General features: G+C 46.5%; 14 protein-coding genes. 2 read left to right on the top strand and 12 right to left on the bottom strand.

The window, feature by feature from the left end:
- Nucleotides 1–4 precede the first annotated feature (4 nt).
- From GZK95_RS03340 to GZK95_RS03300, 9 genes are all read right to left on the bottom strand, one after another.
- Entirely contained in the window at nucleotides 5–619 is a 615-nt protein-coding gene (locus GZK95_RS03340; protein ID WP_075706273.1) for a YfgM family protein, read from the bottom strand.
- 66 nt (nucleotides 620–685) lie between these two features.
- Entirely contained in the window at nucleotides 686–1,954 is a 1,269-nt protein-coding gene (gene hisS / locus GZK95_RS03335) for a histidine--tRNA ligase (protein ID WP_075714922.1), read from the bottom strand.
- A 35-nt stretch (nucleotides 1,955–1,989) separates the two neighbouring features.
- Nucleotides 1,990–3,108, bottom strand: a complete 1,119-nt coding sequence (gene ispG, locus GZK95_RS03330) for a flavodoxin-dependent (E)-4-hydroxy-3-methylbut-2-enyl-diphosphate synthase (protein ID WP_075706271.1) — start codon at nucleotides 3,106–3,108, stop codon at nucleotides 1,990–1,992.
- Between the two features lie 8 nt (nucleotides 3,109–3,116).
- The gene (gene rodZ, locus GZK95_RS03325) at nucleotides 3,117–4,085 is read right to left on the bottom strand and encodes a cytoskeleton protein RodZ (RefSeq protein ID WP_075714924.1); all 969 of its coding nucleotides are present in this window, start codon (nucleotides 4,083–4,085) and stop codon (nucleotides 3,117–3,119) included.
- Nucleotides 4,086–4,525: 440 nt separating this feature from the next.
- On the bottom strand, nucleotides 4,526–5,650 hold the full coding sequence (locus GZK95_RS03320; RefSeq protein ID WP_075706269.1) for a bifunctional tRNA (adenosine(37)-C2)-methyltransferase TrmG/ribosomal RNA large subunit methyltransferase RlmN: 1,125 nt from the start codon (nucleotides 5,648–5,650) through the stop codon (nucleotides 4,526–4,528).
- Between the two features lie 184 nt (nucleotides 5,651–5,834).
- Entirely contained in the window at nucleotides 5,835–6,263 is a 429-nt protein-coding gene (gene csdE, locus GZK95_RS03315) for a cysteine desulfurase sulfur acceptor subunit CsdE (protein ID WP_075714926.1), read from the bottom strand.
- 9 nt (nucleotides 6,264–6,272) lie between these two features.
- On the bottom strand, nucleotides 6,273–7,082 hold the full coding sequence (tcdA, locus tag GZK95_RS03310) for a tRNA cyclic N6-threonylcarbamoyladenosine(37) synthase TcdA (RefSeq protein WP_075714928.1): 810 nt from the start codon (nucleotides 7,080–7,082) through the stop codon (nucleotides 6,273–6,275).
- Nucleotides 7,083–7,194: 112 nt separating this feature from the next.
- The gene (gene mltA, locus GZK95_RS03305) at nucleotides 7,195–8,295 is read right to left on the bottom strand and encodes a murein transglycosylase A (RefSeq protein WP_083626205.1); all 1,101 of its coding nucleotides are present in this window, start codon (nucleotides 8,293–8,295) and stop codon (nucleotides 7,195–7,197) included.
- Between the two features lie 83 nt (nucleotides 8,296–8,378).
- On the bottom strand, nucleotides 8,379–8,798 hold the full coding sequence (locus tag GZK95_RS03300; RefSeq protein ID WP_083626207.1) for a DUF2850 domain-containing protein: 420 nt from the start codon (nucleotides 8,796–8,798) through the stop codon (nucleotides 8,379–8,381).
- A 208-nt stretch (nucleotides 8,799–9,006) separates the two neighbouring features.
- On the opposite strand from GZK95_RS03300, the gene argA reads away from it, so the two are divergent.
- A complete protein-coding gene (gene argA / locus GZK95_RS03295) occupies nucleotides 9,007–10,344 on the top strand; it encodes an amino-acid N-acetyltransferase (protein ID WP_075714930.1) in 1,338 nt (445 codons plus the stop codon).
- Nucleotides 10,345–10,576: 232 nt separating this feature from the next.
- Nucleotides 10,577–10,756 carry a hypothetical protein gene (locus tag GZK95_RS03290; RefSeq protein ID WP_075706264.1) on the top strand — a complete coding sequence of 60 codons (180 nt, stop codon included), beginning with the start codon at nucleotides 10,577–10,579 and terminating at the stop codon, nucleotides 10,754–10,756.
- A gap of 175 nt (nucleotides 10,757–10,931) precedes the next feature.
- Here GZK95_RS03290 and recD read toward each other — a convergent pair whose 3' ends face one another.
- The 3 genes from recD to recC all read right to left on the bottom strand — a co-directional run bounded on the left by recD (nucleotide 10,932) and on the right by recC (nucleotide 20,484).
- Nucleotides 10,932–13,103 (bottom strand): exodeoxyribonuclease V subunit alpha, encoded by a 2,172-nt coding sequence (gene recD / locus GZK95_RS03285; RefSeq protein WP_225623999.1) that lies wholly within the window; start codon nucleotides 13,101–13,103, stop codon nucleotides 10,932–10,934.
- On the bottom strand, nucleotides 13,100–16,717 hold the full coding sequence (gene recB / locus GZK95_RS03280) for an exodeoxyribonuclease V subunit beta (protein WP_075714932.1): 3,618 nt from the start codon (nucleotides 16,715–16,717) through the stop codon (nucleotides 13,100–13,102). Before recB ends, recD begins: the two co-directional genes overlap by 4 nt.
- A gap of 290 nt (nucleotides 16,718–17,007) precedes the next feature.
- The gene (recC, locus tag GZK95_RS03275) at nucleotides 17,008–20,484 is read right to left on the bottom strand and encodes an exodeoxyribonuclease V subunit gamma (RefSeq protein WP_075714934.1); all 3,477 of its coding nucleotides are present in this window, start codon (nucleotides 20,482–20,484) and stop codon (nucleotides 17,008–17,010) included.
- Between the last annotated feature and the right edge of the window lie 78 nt (nucleotides 20,485–20,562).

The raw sequence follows: 20,562 nt of genomic DNA, 5'->3' as shown, positions 1-20,562 counted from the left end.
GCCCTTACTTGGCTAGATCATCCAACTTCATTTGTAGCGCTTCGCTTGCATCACCCGCTTGCTGTGCTTCGGTGTAAGCAGCGTAAGCACCTTCTGCATCTCCTTTGCGCAGTAAGATGTCACCTCGTAGCTCGTCAACGCGACCAGCCCAACCTTCATCAGTAATCGCATCAAGCTGTGCAATCGCTGCATCAAACTTACCTTGCTCTGATTGTAGGCGCGCCAAGCGGTAGTTAATCACGGCTTGTAGTGCTTGATCTTTTGTTGTGGTCACTGCCCATTGAAGCTGCTCAATCGCTGCATCTAACTGGTTTGCTTCAACCTGAACTTTCGCAAGTTGTAACGCAGCAAGTACCGCATATTCCGTCTCACCATTGGCATCGATAAAGCTTTGAACTTGTTGCTCTGCTTGCGCACCTGACGCGGCAAGGCTTTCAATTGCTTTGGTGTAGCTAATAGAGGCCGCTTCTTGAGCTGCAATTGTTGAATCTTGGTAGTAACGCCAGCCAAATAGACCGCCTAGACCGATCACAGCGCCAAAAATGACCGCTTTACCGTTCTCTTTCCACCAATCTTTAATCGCTTCAACTTGTTGTTCTTCGGTATCGTAGAGTTCCACTTCCTGTCCTCTTAAACAGTACAAAAGTGGCGACTCACATCGCCACTTTGCTAAATTCAAATTTGGTTAGATTAGCTCAGCGAGTTTGGCAATCACATCCGCTTGGCTATACGTCTCTTGCGTACCGCCAACCAGATCTTTCAACACCACGCTGTTATCAGCAACTTCGTTCTCACCAAGAACCAAAGCAACCACTGCACCCACTTTGTCTGCACGCTTAAATTGCTTCTTGAAGTTGCCGCCACCGAAGTGGTTCATGACACGGAGACCCGGTACTTGTTCGCGTAGCTGTTCAGCCAGCTTCATACCCGCCATCATCGTACCTTCACCCGCCGTCACCATGTAGACGTCTACGCTGCGACGAACTTCAGTTAATTCAAGGGTTTCTAGCATCAACACTAGACGCTCAAGTCCCATCGCAAAGCCAACCGCAGGGGTCGCTTTACCACCGAGTTGCTCAACAAGACCATCATAACGACCACCGCCACAAACGGTACCTTGTGAGCCAAGGCTTTCGGTAATCCATTCAAATACTGTGCGGTTGTAGTAGTCAAGACCACGAACAAGACGCTCATTTACTGTGTATTCGATACCCGCAGCATCAAGAAGTTCACACAAACCTGCAAAATGTTGCTTAGACTCATCATCTAAGTAATCCGACAGGCGAGGTGCGTCACCTAAGATCGCTTGTACATCAGGATTCTTAGTATCCAATACACGTAACGGGTTAGTATGCATACGACGTTTACAATCTTCATCCAGAACATCCATATGTTGTTCTAGGAATGCGATCAATGCTTCACGGTAGTTAGCACGAGCATCAAGAGAGCCAATTGAGTTCAGCTCAAGACGCACATGTTGATCAATGCCAAGCTCACGCCATAGACGCGCCGTCATCATAATAAGTTCAGCGTCAACGTCTGGGCCATTTAGACCAAACACTTCAACACCACATTGGTGGAACTGACGGTAGCGACCTTTTTGTGGACGCTCATGGCGGAACATTGGTCCCATGTACCATACACGTTGCTCTTGGTTGTAAAGCAAGCCGTTTTCAATCCCTGCGCGCACACAACCTGCGGTGCCTTCAGGACGTAGAGTTAGGCTGTCACCATTGCGATCTTCAAAGGTGTACATCTCTTTTTCTACTACATCCGTTACTTCGCCAATAGCACGACTAAATAGATGCGTCATCTCAACGATTGGCATGCGCATTTCATTGTAACCGTATGCGCTAATTACGTTTTTCACTGTGTTTTCTAGCTTCTGCCACAGTGGTGATTGAGTAGGGAGACAATCGTTCATGCCTCGAATTGCTTGAATTGGTTTTGCCACAATATTTACCGTAATTGTAATTACTTCGTTGAGATTTAGTTTTGCACTTTAATTTCAATGCGATTGCTTTCGTCCATAACGGCCGCTTTCGCACGAATTTTCGCTTCTAACTGATTGATCAGATCGTCGTTGTCAAAACGCTCTTTCTGACGTTTGCCATCTTCGTAAAATGCACTCTTCTTGTTGCTACCAGCAAGACCGAGGTGTGAAACCTCAGCTTCACCCGGCCCATTCACCACACAACCGATGATCGATACATCCATCGGCGTAATGATGTCTTCTAGGCGCTCTTCGAGTGCATTGACGGTGCCGATCACATCAAACTCTTGACGAGAACAGCTAGGGCAAGCAATAAAGTTAATGCCACGTGAGCGAATGCGCAGTGATTTTAGAATATCAAAGCCGACTTTGATCTCTTCAACTGGGTTCGCTGCTAATGAAATTCGTAATGTATCACCAATACCTTCTGCCAATAGCATACCTAGGCCAACCGATGATTTAACCGCGCCGGCACGAGCACCACCCGCCTCAGTAATACCGAGATGGAGCGGCTGATCGATTTTCTTCGCCAGCAAACGGTATGAATCGACGGCAAGGAACACATCTGACGCTTTTACGCTCACTTTGAATTGGTCAAAGTTGAGGCGATCAAGGATATCAACATGACGCATCGCAGATTCCACTAATGCTGCAGGCGTTGGTTCGCCATATTTCATCTGGATATCTTTTTCCAGAGAACCGCCGTTAACACCAATGCGAATCGGGATGTTTTTGTCACGTGCACAATCTACGACTGAACGAATACGCTCTTCGTTACCGATGTTGCCCGGGTTGATGCGTAAACAGTCCACACCATACTCCGCCACTTTTAGCGCAATACGGTAGTCAAAGTGAATGTCCGCCACGAGTGGAATGTTCACTTGCTGTTTGATTTGCTTAAATGCCTCTGCGGCATCCATGGTTGGCACAGATACGCGCACGATATCTGCACCGACATTTTCCAATGCTCGAATTTGTGCAACAGTCGCATCGACGTCTGTTGTTCTGGTGTTGGTCATTGACTGCACCGCAATCGGTGCGCCATCACCAATAGGCACATCGCCCACATAAATTCGAGTCGATGGGCGACGTTTAATAGGAGATTCGTGTTGCATAATCTTTTCTAAGGTAAGGTGAATCTTGCTGCTTTGCCTGCAGTATACCCAGAAAGGTCGACAGGTTCACTCGCTAATGTGATAGAAACGTTCTCTGGCGCACCCAAAATAACGTTATACGGCTTTTTACCGTCTAATGTTACCGTTTCTCCACCACGTTTAATGCCACTTAGTAGGGTTTTGCCCGTCGAATCTTTCACTTGCACCCAACATTCATCGTTAAAGCTTAACTCAAGGTGGTTAGCGCTCACTGCTGGCTTAGAGACGGCGTCATCCGCTTGCGGTTGTGCCGTTTGGGTTTCTGTCACTGGAGCCAATGGTGCGGTTTCGGCACTGTTTTGGCTCAGATCATCGTTTGCTTCAAGCGGAGTAAGCTCATTTGCAGCTTGGCTATCTTCTGCCACAGGAGATACCGGAGCGTTCTCGTCACTGTTCTCGTTACTAGGCTCTGCCGTTAGCTTATCAACGGAGGTATCCAGTAGCGGCGTTGACTCAGACTCAACCACAAGTGCCGCTTCGTCTTCATTGGTGATTTCAAGGGCATCTTTTTGCTTGTTCTGCCACCACCAAACCGAGGAGATAGCCACAATCACAATCACAATCCCCCAGGTCAAAGCCATGATGCGATTGTCGTGTTTTTCTCGATTGGTTTTACGCGAGAAGCTCTTCATTTTTTGTTCTTGCGGGGGCTGAGTGCCCATGGTGGCATCTAAAGCCGCCAATACTTCACCTTCGTCCGCATTGACCACTTTCGCGTATGATCGCAGGTAACCACGGGTAAAGGTTGCAACCTGATCCGGCTCGAACTCATTGCGCTCAATTTGCTCAATAATCGCCACTCGCAGACGCAAACGATCCGCAACTTGCTTTTGACTTAACCCGGCTTGTTCGCGTTTCTGTTTAAGAATAGTGCCCGGTTGAATGTGATTGTTTTCTGTATTCTCTTCTACGACAGCCGTCGGTTGCTCTGTATTCATTATGTCGTGTCTCTTGTTTTCCGATTGGCTCTCGCGACTTTTTATTCTTTTTTGTTTGTTGTCGTCTCAAACCAAGGTATTTAAATTTACTAACGTATTTATCAGTGAAGTGAAAACATCTTGCACACAAGATAAGGAGATGTCACTGATAAATTTGTTGCGACCTTCCCTAAGTATATGAGGTTGTTGTCTGAACAATCACTCAGGAACGTACTCAGTCTTCTGAGATACTTAAGTATGACTATTAATTCTAATAGATATAAAGCATGAAACAACACAATCGGGTTAGATAAATTACAGCAAGCTCAAGGTTTTTCTAAAAACTGACATTTTTAGCCAAGATAAAACCAATAAACTGCGAGATAGCTTTATTTTTATCAGTAATAAGTTGCAACAAAAAAGCCAGAGCATTGCTCTGGCTTCGATAGATAACTATTTAATTATACCGCTTTGATGTCAATTGCTTCACCTTTGGCAACTTTTGCCATTGCGGTGCGCTTAGTGCGGTCAATAACATCCCCCACCAACTGACCACATGCCGCATCGATATCGTCACCACGCGTTTTACGCACTGTGACGGTGTGATCAAGCTGCATTAATGTTTTTTGGAAGCGATCAATACGTGAGTTGCTTGGCTTCTTGTAAGGAGAACCTGGGTATGGGTTAAATGGGATCAGGTTAATCTTACACGGCGTATCTTTCATCAGTTCAGCCAATTCACGTGCGTGGTCCATATCATCGTTAACATGGTCCAATAACACGTACTCTACCGTCACTTTACCGCGGTTAGCATTTGAAGACGCGATGTAACGGCGTACTGAGGCTAAGAACTCTTGAATATCCCAACGGTCGTTAATCGGCATGATTTGGCTACGTAGCTTGTCGTTAGGCGCATGAAGAGAGATCGCTAATGCGACATCAATTTTGCCTGTCATCTGATCAAGACCAGAAACCACACCCGAAGTCGATACCGTTACGCGACGCTTTGAAAGACCAAAACCAAGGTCATCAAGCATCAAATCAAGTGCTGGAAGCAGGTTTTTCATGTTCAGAAGCGGCTCACCCATGCCCATCATTACTACGTTAGTAATTGGACGACGACCCGTCTCTTTCTCTAGACCAATTTCACGTGCTGCACGCCAAACCTGACCGATAATCTCAGACACTTTTAGGTTACGGTTAAAGCCTTGTTGAGCCGTTGAACAGAATTTACATTCCAATGCACAACCCACCTGCGAAGAAACACACAGTGTTGCGCGATCATCTTCAGGGATGTAAACCGTCTCAACGTCTTGGTCACCAACGCGCATTGCCCATTTGATGGTGCCATCAGATGAGTGCTGAGCTTCAGAAACCACCGGCGCTTTAATTTCACAACGGTGCTTCAACTTCTCACGCAATTTCTTGTTGATGTTGTTCATGTTGTCGAAATCATCAACACCAAAATGGTAGATCCACTTCATCACCTGCTCTGCGCGGAATGCTTTTTCGTCTAATTCTTCTGCAAAGAATTTACGCAATCCTTGGCGATCAAAATCAAGCAGGTTGATTTTTTCAGTAGTCATGAAGCCTCTCAACAACGGAACAATAAATAAGGGCGCGAATTTTACAGCCTTTAGCTAAGGACAACAAGTGTGACAAAGCCCTGTTTTTGCTAAGACATTAAAAAAGAAGTGATTAAAAATTAACCACCGCCATATTCGGGCATAACAAATCCCGCTAAACAGCGGGACTTAGCTAGGTTTTGGCTTAAGCACTCAGCAGTTTGATCTGCTCAACAATCGCTTTTAAACCATTGCCACGAGAAGGACTAAGATGGTCAATTAAACCTAACTGTGCAAAGTATCCATCAATATCAAACTGTTGGATCTGCTCACTGCTTTTATGGTTGTACGCCGCCATCACCAAAGCGATAAGCCCACGAACAATACGTGCGTCTGAGTCTGCGCAAAATGACCAAGTATCTCCTACTTGCTCACTGACTAACCATACTTGGCTTTCACAACCCGAGACAGTCACTTGCTGCGACTTCAATTCTTCAGGCATCACTGGCAGTTTTTTACCCCATTGAATCACCTGACGATAACGGTCTTCCCAACCACGCATACCTTGCATGGTTTCAACGATCTCGGTGGCGGTAATTTGAGTACCAAATGGATTGACTGGAAAGTTCGACATCATGCCACCTTACTTGCTGTGCTTTTGAATCAGTTTTTCGACGATACGTGCGACAGCAACAAAACCAAATGTCGCCGTGACCACGGTTGCGGCGCCAAACCCGCTCGCACAATCCATACGCTTAGGGCCTTCAGCGGTTGCTTTAACACCACACACGCTGCCATCCGCTTGAGGGTATTTTAGTTGCTCGGTGGAAAACACGCAGTCGATACCAAATTTACGTTGTGGATTTTTTGGGAAGTTATGATGGCGACGCAAGGTATCTTTAATCTTTTTCGCCAATGGGTCTTGAATAGTTTTTGTCAAATCAGCGACTTGGATTTGAGTCGGATCAACTTGACCACCAGCACCACCGGTTGCAATGACTTTGATTTTATTACTACGGCAGTATGCCAGCAGAGACGCTTTCGCTTTCACGCTATCAATCGCATCGAGCACGTAATCGTATTCTTTGCTTAGATACTCATGCTGGTTGTCTGGTGTAATAAAGTCATCAATCAAATTCACTTTACATTCTGGGTTAATCAACTTAACCCGTTCAGCCATCACTTCAATTTTACTTTGACCAACGGTACCACTCATCGCATGAATTTGGCGGTTAATATTGGTCACACACACATCGTCCATATCGATCAGCGTTAACTCACCAATACCAGTACGAGCAAGTGCTTCCACCGCCCATGAACCTACACCACCAATGCCAATCACACACACGTGTGCAGCACGGAGTATTTCCACTTCGCTATTGCCGTATAAACGGCGAGTACCACCAAAACGCTGGTTGTAGTTATCTGAAGCTGGAGTGTCTAATTCACGCATAACTCTAGTCCGTAAATCGGTTACAAAAAATAAGAGTGCGATTTATACGCACTCTTTATCGAAATGTCTATACTCGCTCTTTACACCGATAAGCGGCTTGAACGGAAAACCGTTAGTTTTGCTTCTCAGGCGGCATTGCCCAAGGAGCTTGAGTCGCTGAGTGTTGTAGACCTAGCTTCCAGACACGGCCAAAATGCTTGTAGTGACCCGCTTCTGTGCCCGCTCTAGGCCCCATACCATGGTAAAGATCAAGGTGGTTCTGTTTCACTGCGCCCCCCGTATCCAACACGATAAGTAGACGCAACTGGTGCGCACCACTCCAAGTGCCATCTGCGTTCAATAGTGGCACTTCAGCAAGGATTGGGGTTCCCATAGGCAAAATGGAACGATCACCAGCCACTGAAGCCATTGGCAACAGTGGAATTCCCGCCGATCCTGTCACTGGAGCATCTGCTCGCGGCGCAAAAAAGACAAAGGATGGATTTTGCTCAAGTACCTCACGTACCGTCGCTTCATCATTAGCCAGTACCCATTCTTTGATCGCTTTCATCGACATTTTTTCACGTGGCACTTCACCGCGTTCGATCAAAACCCGTCCGATGCTGACATACGCTTTGTTGTTTTTGCCGCCATAAGCAAAGTATTCAAGCGTATCGTCATCTTCAAAGTGAACAAAACCACTGCCTTGCACTTCCATTAAAAATGGGTCAATCATATTGGCGGCATAGCCTAACTCAAGGCCTTTACCCTCGAGCGCTCCGGCATAAATCTCAGCGCGTGTTGGACAATCTTGTGTGCAGTCAGGCTTAGCATAAACAGGATACTTAAAGGTTTCATTTGCTTGGTGACGAAGCTCCATAACTGGCGAAAAGTAACCAGTAAACAGCACATTGCCTTGCTTATCACCGCCCCCGAGCTGCGCAGTTTCAATACCAAAATTGCCTAGCTCACTCGGATCGCCGCTTTGCAGTACCCATTCATTGAGTGTTTCATACAACGGCTGATACACCTTCGCCATCGACGGCGAATTAATCACAACTTGCTCGGCTTGTTTATGGAACTCGGTAAAATCTCGCGTTGTGTTTGATTGTACGTTTTCCACTTTATTGAGCGTGGTATCAAACTCTTGGTCAAAATATTGTTGCGCACGATCAGTTGGCTGAGCACAACCAAAAAGCAGCGTGACGACTGCTAGCAGGATGATTTTTTTCATTATGTATAGAAGTCCATTAACGAGATAGCCCGAGCATGACAAACTCTCATTGCCGTCGTCAATGCTCGTGGTGTGTCTGAGTGTTAAATTTTGACGAAAACGGGCTGATAAGATTTGTCGGTTTGCAGTGTCATCTCATTCCAGTTTTCATTCTGAAACTTAAAGTGGCGCTCTTCGCTCCCCTGATGGAACGTTAGGAACTCACCATCAAATTGAAAGTCGGTGGCGACAACACGACCATCAATCGCGACGCCATGTTGACTGATCACAATACGATCCGCTCGATAAGGGGCGACATCTTGCTCAACCCAACTGCCGTATATCAATGACTCAGGGTGGGTCGCTTGCTGATATTTGACATTTAATAACATCATGCCTTGCAATAGCGCATATAACGCTACCATCGCACTCAACCACATCAGACCGCGTAACCAGCTAAATTGATATGGAAAGCTCAGCGTTTTTTTCCCCTGATCAGGCTTGTTTTTTACTCGTACGTTCATCCACGATTACCTCACAGAACACACCTCTACCCTCAAATAACCCCAAGCTACTTGGTTAAGTGAGTACAACTTCGCTATATACCATGCGCCCACCAGAGGCTCAATTTGTGGTGATTGATATTGGATATCTATTCCAAAAAAACACTTGCTTAAATTAGAATAAATTTGCACTATAATTACATAGTAATTCACCTAAGATGGACTTGATGTGAAAATACGTAGTACCGCATTAGTAAAAGGATTTCGTCAATCTGCCCCCTATGTGAATGCTCACCGAGGGAAAACCGTGGTGATCATGCTCGGGGGTGAAGCGTTTGCTGACGAGAACTTTAAAAACATAATCAGTGATTTAGCTTTACTTCATAGTTTGGGTGTAAAAGTCGTTCTGGTTCATGGTGCACGACCTCAGATTAATTCTATTCTGTCATCAAACTCGATTTCCAATGCCTATCACAAAGGCATTCGTGTGACTGATGAAAAATCTTTACCATTAGTTATGCAGGCAGCAGGACAGCTGCAACTCGCCATAACCGCCCAGCTATCGATGAGTTTAAGTAATACGCCAATGGCGGGAACCCAACTTAATGTTGTCAGTGGTAACTTTGTCATTGCTCAGCCTCTCGGTGTTGATGACGGTGTTGACTATTGCCATAGCGGTAAAATTCGCCGTATTGATATTGCTGGCATAAACCGGATGTTAGAGCAAGACTCGATCGTGTTGCTTGGCCCTATCGCCAGTTCAGTGACAGGCGAGTCTTTTAACCTCACCTCAGAAGAAGTCGCGACTCAAGTCGCTATTCGTTTAAATGCCGATAAGTTAATTGGTTTCTGTTCAGCACAAGGTATTTTGGATGAGCTCGGCAATGTAATCGCTGAGCTAGTGCCAAGAGAAGCAGAACAAATCCTGCAAAAGCTGGAGCAAGATGTCGACCAATCCAATGACAACACATCTGGCAGCTTAAGGTTCTTACGTGCCGCTATAACAGCATGCCGCGCAGGGGTTCCACGTAGTCACTTGGTCAGCTATAAAGTCGATGGCGCGCTGATCCAAGAGCTGTTCTCCTTAGATGGTATTGGTACGCAAATCGTTTATGCCAGCTCTGAACGTGTTCGCTTAGCGAAGATCGATGATATTGGCGGTATTTTGGATTTGATTCGCCCGCTCGAAGAGCAAGGTATCCTTGTGCGCCGCTCCCGCGAGCAATTGGAGCAAGAGATCCACCAGTTTACGATTATCGAAAAGGATGGTTTGATCATCGGCTGTGCCGCGCTTTATCCATACGTAGAAGAAAGTATGGCTGAAATGGCGTGTGTCGCCATTCATCATGAGTATCGCGATGGTAACCGTGGCTTAATTCTGCTCAATCACATGCGTCAGCAGTGCAAACAGCAAGGAATAAAGCAGTTATTCGTTCTCACGACCCATAGTTTGCACTGGTTCCGTGAGCAAGGCTTTTATGAAATGGGGGTTGAGTCTCTCCCTTCGCAGAAAAAGAATCTCTACAACTACCAAAGAAACTCAAAAATTTTGGCGATAAATACATAACATCACTAAACCGTTTGTATGACTGAATACGCAAACGATATCGTACAAAAGACCACCAATTTAAGTGGTCTTTTTTTGCATTTGTCTCATTTATGAGCTTTATTTCACAAATACAGTTGTATATTATTCATCCACTCGCAAACGAGTAGAATTGGAATCACCTCACTAGTTTAACTAGATCGCATGGATTGCTTTAAGTAGATAACGACAACGTCAACTAAGAGCAACTATCATGAAAACCGTTATTTGTAATTCGCTGCAAAGCTTCTGGGACATGGCTGAAAATGAACTTCTAACTAACTTGAGTGTTCATTGCGTGTTTCCTGTTTCAGATAGTCTAAAAAACTTTATCCTGACCCATCAAGCCGAGTATAAGATCCACAGTATCTCGTTTACTTCGGTTTTCAACTAAATATCGCCTTTGCTTGCTGGCGAGTCCATGGAGGGCAGAGTTACCCATTCACAAGTATTGTTGCGAGATGACCGCAATCGAAACCTTTGACAGGCAAGAGCATGTCAGCCCAGTTTCTAACAAGAGTCATTAACAAAACAATCGTCGTCAAATGGGTAAACCAAGGATGGTTCCTTTACTCCTTTAACCTATCAACCAAGCCACTCGCGCGCTCGGTCATAACTTTGATCCCCCGCTTCACAACTTCCGGCTGAACATACATAGCCAAACGCTTTTTCGCACGCGTAATGCCGGTATAGATCAACTCTCGAGTTAATATCGGGCTAAACTCCTTAGGCAAAATCAATAAAGTAAACTCAAACTCACTTCCCTGAGATTTATGAATGGTCATCGCATAAGCGGTTTCATGCTCTGGTACTCGGCTTGGCAATACGGATTTCACGCTACCGTCAGGCAGTTCAAAAAAGACTTTTAAGCGTGGTTCTTGCAGTGAGTCATCCCAAATACAAATACCGATATCACCATTATATAGCCCTAAGGCATGGTCATTGCGCGTGATCATAACAGGTCGACCGTGATACCAAAGCTCGTCTTGAGTTTGTACTCGCTTACGCGCGATTAGAGCGCGCTCAATTCGCTGGTTTAATCCCGATACGCCAAAATCACCTTCACGAATAGCACATAAAAGACGACAACGAGCAAAAGCATCCAAACCTGATTTAGCAAGTTGAGTCACTGATTCCAACTGTTCGGTATCAACATCGCGTTGACGCACCGCAATACGCTTAAGGTAAACACTGTATTCATTGACCATGGTTTGAATAAGCTGATCATAATGCTGCATGTCGAGTGGGTATTGAGCGATATCAGCAAAGTCACGCTGCCAAACGGCATCATAGTTAAAACCGGATCCTGCATTGACAGCTTTAGCAAGTTGACCAATCCCCGAGCGGGCATCAAATCGATAGCTTTTTTGCAGCATGCAAAGGCTGTCGCCAACTCGACTGCCTTTCTGACTGCTCTGGGTTAAAGAGTGATAACCTGACAGTTGAGCGATCAACTCCGCTTGGCTACTGCTGTAACCATATTGCTGGAAGGAGCAAATGTCCCCCAGAACAGCCCCGGCTTCAACAGAGGCGAGCTGATCCTTATCACCCAGTAAGATTAACCGAGCGTGTTTAGGGAGCGCATCGACTAACTTGTACATCATCGACAAATCCACCATCGAGGCTTCATCAACGACAAGAATATCCAAGTGCAGTGGATTCGCGTGGTTGTGACGAAACTCGACGCTATTTGGCAAAGCTCCCAATAAACGGTGTAATGTACTCGACTCTGTCGGTATCGCGGCTTTGAGTTCTGGACTCACCGGCAACTCGGCAATCGCTTTACCAATCGATTCAGTTAAGCGCGCAGCCGCCTTGCCCGTCGGCGCCACCAGCTTAATCGTGGGTATTTGTGATTTGTCACCATTGCTTTTGGCCTGCTCAATGAGGGCTACCAGCAGTTTTGTCACCGTGGTAGTTTTACCGGTTCCCGGTCCACCCGAAATCACGGCAAAGCGTTTACTCAAGGCAATCGCCGCCGCGACTTTCTGCCAGTTTACGCACGCCGCTTGTGGAACTAATTGTTCAAGGCTGGCTAAATGCTCGACACGCGTAGCCTGGAGTAAGACTTGGTCAATCGCAGGCCAATTCAACGAGTTGGAATCAACCACATCTAAGTGATCGCAAACTAATTGTTGGCGTTGCACTTGCGTCAAACCAGAGTTTTGCTCACCGCGACTCACGGCAGAAAATAGATACTGATAATTACGGGCAAACAGATGATCAAGCAAGTCAGCAAGCTTTTGTACTTCCGTAGGCTTTAAGCTCATCGGTGTCCCAAAGCTATTTAAACGCGCAGCGAGAGTCACTTCATAATGCCAATAACGATGGAGGTAGAGGCGTTCACCATCAAACACCAAAGGCAAGGCTTGAGCTTGATTGTCTATCGGTTTCGCCACCCAGACCGACTGCCCAAGTAACGACGGCCAGTCAATCGCAACTAAACGCTGATTTAACTCTAATGCCGCGTCACCATACATGCCGAGCTTCGCCGCCAAGTCAGTGGGTTGAGACTGCGCATCAGTCAGTGGCAAGCAAATATGTCCTTTACCTAGCTCACTGCTGACCACGCCAGCAATAAACGCAAGCTCGTCACTGCAAGATTTAGCAAATATAAACCGTGCCAGTTGATAATCTAGTTGACGTAGCGAGCCTTTTTGCGCCAAACGTTGAAGCGTAGCGAGCAACGGAGCCTGTGTCATTGAGGCTGGGGTTAGCGAAGGGGTCATAGTATTACTCATAAATCTAACGCCATTTGGCCTGCTGAATTACCACGAACATCAATTGCTTTACCTTCTATCAGTTGGTCTAACTCGGTCAAAAACTGCAAGCTGGGTTTTGCAGAGAATATGCCATGCTCGCCCTCTCCATCCATGCCACGCAAAAACAGATAATAAACCCCTCCAAAATGTTGTTGGTAATCATAGTTTTCAAGGCGACTGCGCAGAAAACGGTGCAACGCAAGGGCATAAATTTGGTATTGCAGATCATAGCGATGATCTGCCATTGCTTGGCGTAAAGCTTCACCATGATAATCTTCTATCCGATCACCAAGGTGATTCGACTTCCAGTCTAAAACATAATATTTGCCTTGATGTTCAAACACTAAGTCGATGAAGCCTTTTAACATGCCTTGTACGGTCTGAAATCCGAGATCACCCGCTTTAGCGGATAAGGGGTCATTACGCTGAATCACACGATTAAGCTCTGATGACGCCAATACCTCTATCGGTAACAAGAATTCCATTTCTACCAAGCGTTGGGCAGATGACTTTTGGTTTAAACGTAATGCTTTCCCATCTAATGGTGTCGCCAATACGGTATCCACCAATTGCTGCAAAATAGGCAACCATTCAGCTTCAAGTTGCTCACTCTCCATCAAGCCGAGAATCACTTGCTGATTAGCCTCACTATTGGCAGGCTCGGTAAACTCCACTTCTTCAAATAGGCTGTGTAGAAACGTACCCGGCCGCGCACCGCGAGGGAAAGTAAAAATCGAGCGTTCCGGTTCAACCAGTTCTTGATCATCTTCCTCTTGAGAAGAATCAACATCCAGTTTCAATAAATCATCATCGGCGCTGCTATGGTGTGAGCCTTGTTTGACAAGTCCTGAATAGCTGGTGATGCGCCAACTACGGTCGATCGGCTGAGCTAACTCTTTGGCATACAAATTCTCGACATGGGGCTCGCTGGCAATAAACCCCGAGTCATGGGATTTAGGTAAATCGGTTAATGCGACACAACTCAGCCCTTGGGTTTGTCGCTCAATGGCTTGAGTTAAATCATTGATTGTCCCTGCTTGACCATTTTGCAGCAGGTAGCCCATTGCACTGTGATGAACACCAGTGGGCTCTTTGGTTGAGCGCCCATTACGCAACGGCGCTGCCCCAATAAAGCAGCCATAAACAGCTCGCGTCAATGCAACATAAATAAGGCGCAAATCTTCGGCTAAGCGTTCTTTGTCTGCTTGAGCAAGTGCCGCCTCATTCTTGCTGATATCAAGGATGGTGGCATCCGCCGCTACATCATAATATTTCGCTTCACTGGCCGGTCGATAGGCGAGCACAAATGGCAAAAAGACGAGGTCATATTCCAGACCTTTTGACTTGTGGATGGTAACGATCTGCACCAGATTACGTTCGGATTCCAAACGCTGAATTTGGTCTTCACTACCACCTAAACCGTTTTGTGCATCACTGATCGCTTGTGCTAACCAACGTAATAAACCGTGGTCGCTCTCCAACTCACCGCTGGCTTGTTGCAGTAACTCTCCTAAGTGCATCAAGTCAGTCAGATGACGCTCACCATTCTCTTCTTCGAGCAATCGTTCTGCGACATGTCGTTTACTCATCACTGCACGTAACATAGGCAACACGCCACGTTGTAGCCAAAGTTTACGATACTCCTTGAACTCATTGATCGCATTTTCCCACACGCTTTCATCGTTGTTTAACGCATCTAAACTTCCGGCATCCAGTGCAAACAGTTCAGAGGCTAAACTTGCTCGTAGCGCGCGGTCATTTTCTGGTGTTAATACCGCCTGTAATAGACGCTGCACATCTTGGGCAATATTGGCATTAAACACACTATCTCGGTTAGAAAGGTAAACGCTGGCAATACCCTGTTTTGCTAACGCTTGTTTGATCAATCGTCCTTCACTGCCGGTACGAACCAATATGGCAATGTTACCCGCTTGAATCCCAGCGCGACCTTTCGCATGGGTAAAGTAAGCCTCACCTTGCTGGGAAGCCGTTAAAATGGTTTGAATTTGATCCGCTGTCGCCTGCGCCATTGCATCAAGGTATTCCCCTTTCGCTAATGGCTTATCCTCAGCCTCTTGCAGCCAGTAAGTCAGAGATGGTTGAACCTGCCCATTGAGTTGCCAAGTACGTAACTCTGCATTTGGGCTGGCAGCAACGGGAGTAAACGGAATATCTTGGTCATAAATAAATGCGCTGTCTGGCAGGGCGAACACTTGGTTAACCGCTGCGACCATATCTGCACTAGAACGCCAGTTGGTTCCGAGAGTAAAGTGCGAAGAAACCTGATTGCGCGCTTTAATATAGGTAAAGATATCCGCACCACGAAAACCGTAGATTGCCTGTTTGGGATCGCCGATCATAAACAGACCACATTCAGGATGTGGTAGATAGATACGGCTAAATATAGTGTATTGCAGTGGATCGGTATCTTGGAACTCATCGATCATAGCAACAGGGTAAAGCTCGCGAATGCGCTGCGCGAGTAAGCCAATCTCATCATTGTCGAGTGCGGCTGATAAATTAGTTAACAGATCATCAAATGAGAGCCACTGCTTTTGTTGCTTTGCTTTTGCGAGCATGATTCGGCAATGTTCAATTGCATGAGCCAATAATGGGGCTCGTAGACTGATAGGCTCAGCAATAAACTGCTCAATAGCAGCAAACACAGGGTGTTCTGGCGCAGTACCTTTTGCGGTTTTGTCGCGCAATACATTCTGCGCAAACTTCTCCAACGCCTCCGGATAGTCATAGCCTGTGGTTTCAAGGCTTGCCCATTGGTCCACTGCAGCGAGCCAAGTTGGCAATGATTTCTTGCTATAACTGCGTTTGTTCACATCCGAATTAGCAATAAGATCATGGTAGTCTTTTTGCTCACTCCGCCACAATGCTTTTAACTGGTCGATTTGCTCAAGATTCGTTTGATGCAACGCCGCTAGATCACCTTGCATCGCAGGAACAGACAGTTTCAGCGGTGCACCGGTTAGGTATCCAGACACTTCTTTGAGCAATGCGGCCGGTGAACCCCAAATCGAGCGGACTTCACCCGCTAATTTCAGTGGTAGCGGATAGAAGTTACGTCGCCAGTAGTCGGCGATAATTTGTGCTTTAAGATGGCTTTCATCAGTCACGAACTCATTATCAAAACGACTGCCCGACTCAAAGGCATTTTGCGTGAGCATACGCTGACAGAAACCATGAATGGTATACACGGCCGCTTCATCCATTTGCCGCTCAGCTTGGAGCAAAATAGCAGCCGCTTGCTGATGGTCATCAATTTCATTCAATAGCGGTTCAATCACAGGATCACGACTTTCACCACGAGCAAACGCGATACGAGCATCGTGAATCCGCGCACGAATTCGATCTCGCAATTCCGCTGTTGCCGCTTCAGTAAATGTCACCACCAAGATTTGATCGACCGTTAAAGGCACTTGATGACGAGTCTCCTTGCTCCCATGCCCAAGCAACAAGCGCAAATATAGACCAGCAATAGTAAACGTTTTGCCCGTACCCGCCGAAGCTTCGATCAATCTCGCGCCATGCAAGGGGAACGTCATTGTTTCCAACGGTGTGACAACTGATGAAGATGTCATAACAATCAAACCTTTATGTAACTTTTAAATCAATTCGTTCACACCCTTTGGTGTGATCCAATCGTGATATTGAGGGTTTAGCTGCATGTTGCAGGTACCATTCGGGATTAATGAGACTCGACTCACAGAACATCCCCTAGTAAGGCTTTACTATCCGCGCCACGTGTTCAGCAATCAACATGATGCTGCAACCAACCGAATCATGGTCCCTCTGACCTGTGGCCGTACAGCGAACGCCCTACACAAAATAATGATTTTCTGGCGGCCACTTATTCCTTTGCTTTTCCCCATTACTCATCTTGTGCATCTCGCATATGTAATCTAGGTGCTTGCATCACCAATGCTGCCAATGTGCGTACCTCTTGTGCCAACTGCTCGTTCCACTGCGGCCAAATACGCGCAATGTAAGCATCTCTACCTTCACCAGAAGCGATAAAACTATCGTTGAACGCATCCGCCATTTTCTTCAGTGACTTTTCTTCATCATCCGCCCATTCACCACCACGACTAAAGCCCGCTTCAATCGCCGCTAATGCCGTCTTGGGAAAATAAGCAAGAGGTTGAGTCATACCTTGGTAAAATAGACGTACAAGTTCACCAAGCAACGTCTTCGCCATCTGCTGATCGTCTATCGCAGGATAGATAAGGTGCACGACACCTTCTTTGCGATCATACCCCAGCATATGAGTACGCTTTGCCACCCCCATGGCTGACATCGCCAAATGGTCAATCCAAGCGGCTAAGTAGTCTTGAGGACGAATTTTACCACTGCGATAACGCACTAAACCGGCTTGATAATGTTGAGTTAACCACCCTTGTAGATACACCAACTTATCCTCACCCAAAACATCTAAGCTCAGGTTAATTTCGATATCATCGACAGGGGCATTCGAAACAAAACTTAACACTTCTAACATTTGCTCGGCTTGAACTCGATTGGTTTCAAACTCAATCTCACCAAATGCGGCTACGGGCAACTTACCTTGTGCGCGTTGCTCGGTTACAAAGTTTTCGACCACATGCTCAGGGGCTGCTTGCCCTTCAAGGAGTTGATGCAACAAACCATCACGCATCTGGTAGCTTTCTAAGCCATTGAGTACAAAAGGCTCGTCATCAGGCAATATGGGTAGCGGTGGTTCAAACACCACTTTTAAGCGACGATTAAAGAAGTACTGGACTGGTAGACGCCAAAAACGTTGCAGTTCAACCATATCCAGTTCAAGTGGGTAACTCACATCCAACAAGTAATCACTCAATTGGCGATTAAACTCACCACTACGTTGTCCAGAACGATTGGCTGCAGGAAGCCACTCTTTGGCATAGCTTGCGGCATCCAAATTCGTCTCATCGGCGCTAAAGGCGTTAGGACTAAATGGCACCATAGTATGGTGCTGATGTAGATGAGCTAATAGCTTGTCGCCAGAGTCATCGACGCTCTGCTGCTCATCTCCCATCAAACAGTAATTTTGATGACAATACTCCATCAACTCAGACACTAGCACCGAGGGGACTCGCTCTGTATTGTCTTGGATCGAACGCCCCACATAACTAACGTAAAGGGTTTGTTGGGCAGAGAGAATCGCCTCTAAGAACAGGTAGCGGTCATCGTCTCGACGCGAACGATCCCCCGCACGCGTGCGACCATTCATCAAATCAAATCCTTCCGGAGGCATCGAGCGCGGGTAAACGCCATCATTCATCCCGAGCAAGCAGACCGCTTTAAAGGGAATGGAACGCATTGGCATCAATGTACAGAAGTTCACTTGCCCCGCAAGGAAGCGTTGGCTCACTCGTGTGCCAGAAAGCTTGTTGTTGAGATACTGTGCGATGATGCTAGGGGCTAAATCTTGGTTGAAAGCAGCATCCTCTAACTGCTCTTTAAGTGCCGCCAATGTGTCGCGAATCGACTTTAATGCGACTTCGCCTTCAAGTTCAACCTTAAAGAAATCATCCAACAAGCTGGTTAACAGCTGACGCCAACTATCCACATCTTGGGTTCGAGCAAGAGCTTGACGATAATGACTCACCATTTCGATAAAGTGTGCCAATTTCCCCGCAAGTTCGGCCCCCATTCCCTGCACTTCATTAAATGGGGCTAAGCTTTGCTCTCCATCATTAAATAAACCGGCTGATGAGGGCATCGCATACCCCAATAACATCCGTTCAATGCCAAACTGCCAAGTGTTTTGCGCGGTCGCTGGTAAGTCAAACTCACTGCCCGTTGCTGGGTTTAACCCCCAGCGAATACCAGACTCTTCGACCCACAACTTAGCTTGTAAGAACTCATCTTCACTCAGACCAAAGCGACTTAATATGGTTGGAGTTTCAAGCAGTTCAAGCAATTCAGAGGCGAGACAACGAGTATTAGCAAGGTTCACTAACTGCAGAAAAGCCGCCAAAATCGGACTCTCTTGATCGGCGGTTCGGTCGGAAATTGAGTAAGGGATATAACGCTCACCGGGCGCATTACCAAACACCGCCTGTATCGCAGGGCTGTAGGCGTTAATGTCAGCCACCATAACAATGATATCGCGTGGTTTAAGGCTTGCGTCAGCGTCAAACATCGCCAACAGTTGGTCATGCAGCACTTCTACTTCGCGCATTGGGCTATGGCAAGCGTGCAGCGTCAGCGAGTGATCACTTGGATCTATCGCCTGCTTATGATGACTAGCGATCAACTGATGATCATCTTGATGCTCTTCAAGGTTCAAAATATCAGCCTGAAGTTGATGCAATAGGGAATCGCGCTCAACCTCAACAAATGCTTCAATTTCATGGGATTCCAATTGCGACAGCAAATACATATTGTCGCGGCCCAGTTTCCCCATCGAGGCAAGCAAACTGTTACCCACCACATCGGTATGCAGTTCGTCATCGTAGTCGCTGGAAGCAAGATTATCTTCAATCGAACCTTTGAGCTGGTCAGTTTCACCTTCGTGATGAGACTGCTCGTCACGCCATACCAAGTGTTTACGTTGCTTGGCTGCGAGTTTGGCAAGGAATTTTCTATCCCGCACTTCCCCCCAGTAATAACGGCATGGATTGGTAAACATCAAATGAACGTCGATATGCTCACCCAGCGCTTTGAGCGCATCCATATAACGCGGTGGCAATGAAGAGATACCGAACACAAATAATCGCTTAGGTAAACCTTCCAGTTTGCCTTGATAGCTCCCAAGGCTATCAATAAAGTGTTCATACAAGTTGGCTCGATGATAAGGAGACTGGCCAAGTGCGACGGTATGATCATACAGTGCTTGCCATAACATCGGCTGCCAAGGATGTTCATCGCCTATCTCGATAACCGCTTGTCCCGACTCCCAACTGGCGATCCACTCAGGGCGATACACCAAATAACCATCGAAGATATCCGCGATTTTCTCAGCCAATTGATACAGCTTAGAACTGTCGATGTCATCATTCAGATAACGTTGCAGTGGAGCAAACTCAGGCTGGTCAAGCATGCTCGGCAAAATCTGCATCAACTTCCAACCCATTGACTCTTTATTGAAGGCACTGCGTTTGGGTACATCGGGCAGAACTTCGGTAAACATGTTCCAAATAAACGTCGCTGGTAGCGGGAACTCAAGGTTGGCGGCCACGCCAAACTCTTTCGCCAAAGCCATCTTCAACCATTGAGACATACCAGGACTTTGCACCAAAATTTGCTCTTTATCGAATGGATTTTCCAGTGGGTCGATTCGGACCAGTTCAACAAGTAGCGACTTTAAAACATCAACTTGATTGGAGTGATAAACGGTAAACAAAATGCATGCTCAACTGATTGATTCAATAGCGTTCAGATTAGCATAGTTACCTAACTCGCCATAGTTTTGCCAAGCGGC

This window comes from Vibrio panuliri (genome assembly GCF_009938205.1).
Classification (GTDB): domain Bacteria; phylum Pseudomonadota; class Gammaproteobacteria; order Enterobacterales; family Vibrionaceae; genus Vibrio; species Vibrio panuliri.
This window is presented reverse-complemented; position numbering and strand designations above follow the sequence as displayed.

What these genes read in the sequence shown, in the direction of transcription:
- ispG (WP_075706271.1), bottom strand. Translation starts at nt 3,108, where the DNA reads ATGCAACACGAATCTCCTATTAAACGTCGCCCATCGACTCGAATTTAT.
- rodZ (WP_075714924.1), bottom strand. Translation starts at nt 4,085, where the DNA reads ATGAATACAGAGCAACCGACGGCTGTCGTAGAAGAGAATACAGAAAAC.
- GZK95_RS03320 (WP_075706269.1), bottom strand. Translation starts at nt 5,650, where the DNA reads ATGACTACTGAAAAAATCAACCTGCTTGATTTTGATCGCCAAGGATTG.
- csdE (WP_075714926.1), bottom strand. Translation starts at nt 6,263, where the DNA reads ATGTCGAACTTTCCAGTCAATCCATTTGGTACTCAAATTACCGCCACC.
- tcdA (WP_075714928.1), bottom strand. Translation starts at nt 7,082, where the DNA reads ATGCGTGAATTAGACACTCCAGCTTCAGATAACTACAACCAGCGTTTT.
- mltA (WP_083626205.1), bottom strand. Translation starts at nt 8,295, where the DNA reads ATGAAAAAAATCATCCTGCTAGCAGTCGTCACGCTGCTTTTTGGTTGT.
- GZK95_RS03300 (WP_083626207.1), bottom strand. Translation starts at nt 8,798, where the DNA reads ATGAACGTACGAGTAAAAAACAAGCCTGATCAGGGGAAAAAAACGCTG.
- GZK95_RS03290 (WP_075706264.1), top strand. Translation starts at nt 10,577, where the DNA reads ATGAAAACCGTTATTTGTAATTCGCTGCAAAGCTTCTGGGACATGGCT.
- recD (WP_225623999.1), bottom strand. Translation starts at nt 13,103, where the DNA reads ATGAGTAATACTATGACCCCTTCGCTAACCCCAGCCTCAATGACACAG.
- recB (WP_075714932.1), bottom strand. Translation starts at nt 16,717, where the DNA reads ATGACATCTTCATCAGTTGTCACACCGTTGGAAACAATGACGTTCCCC.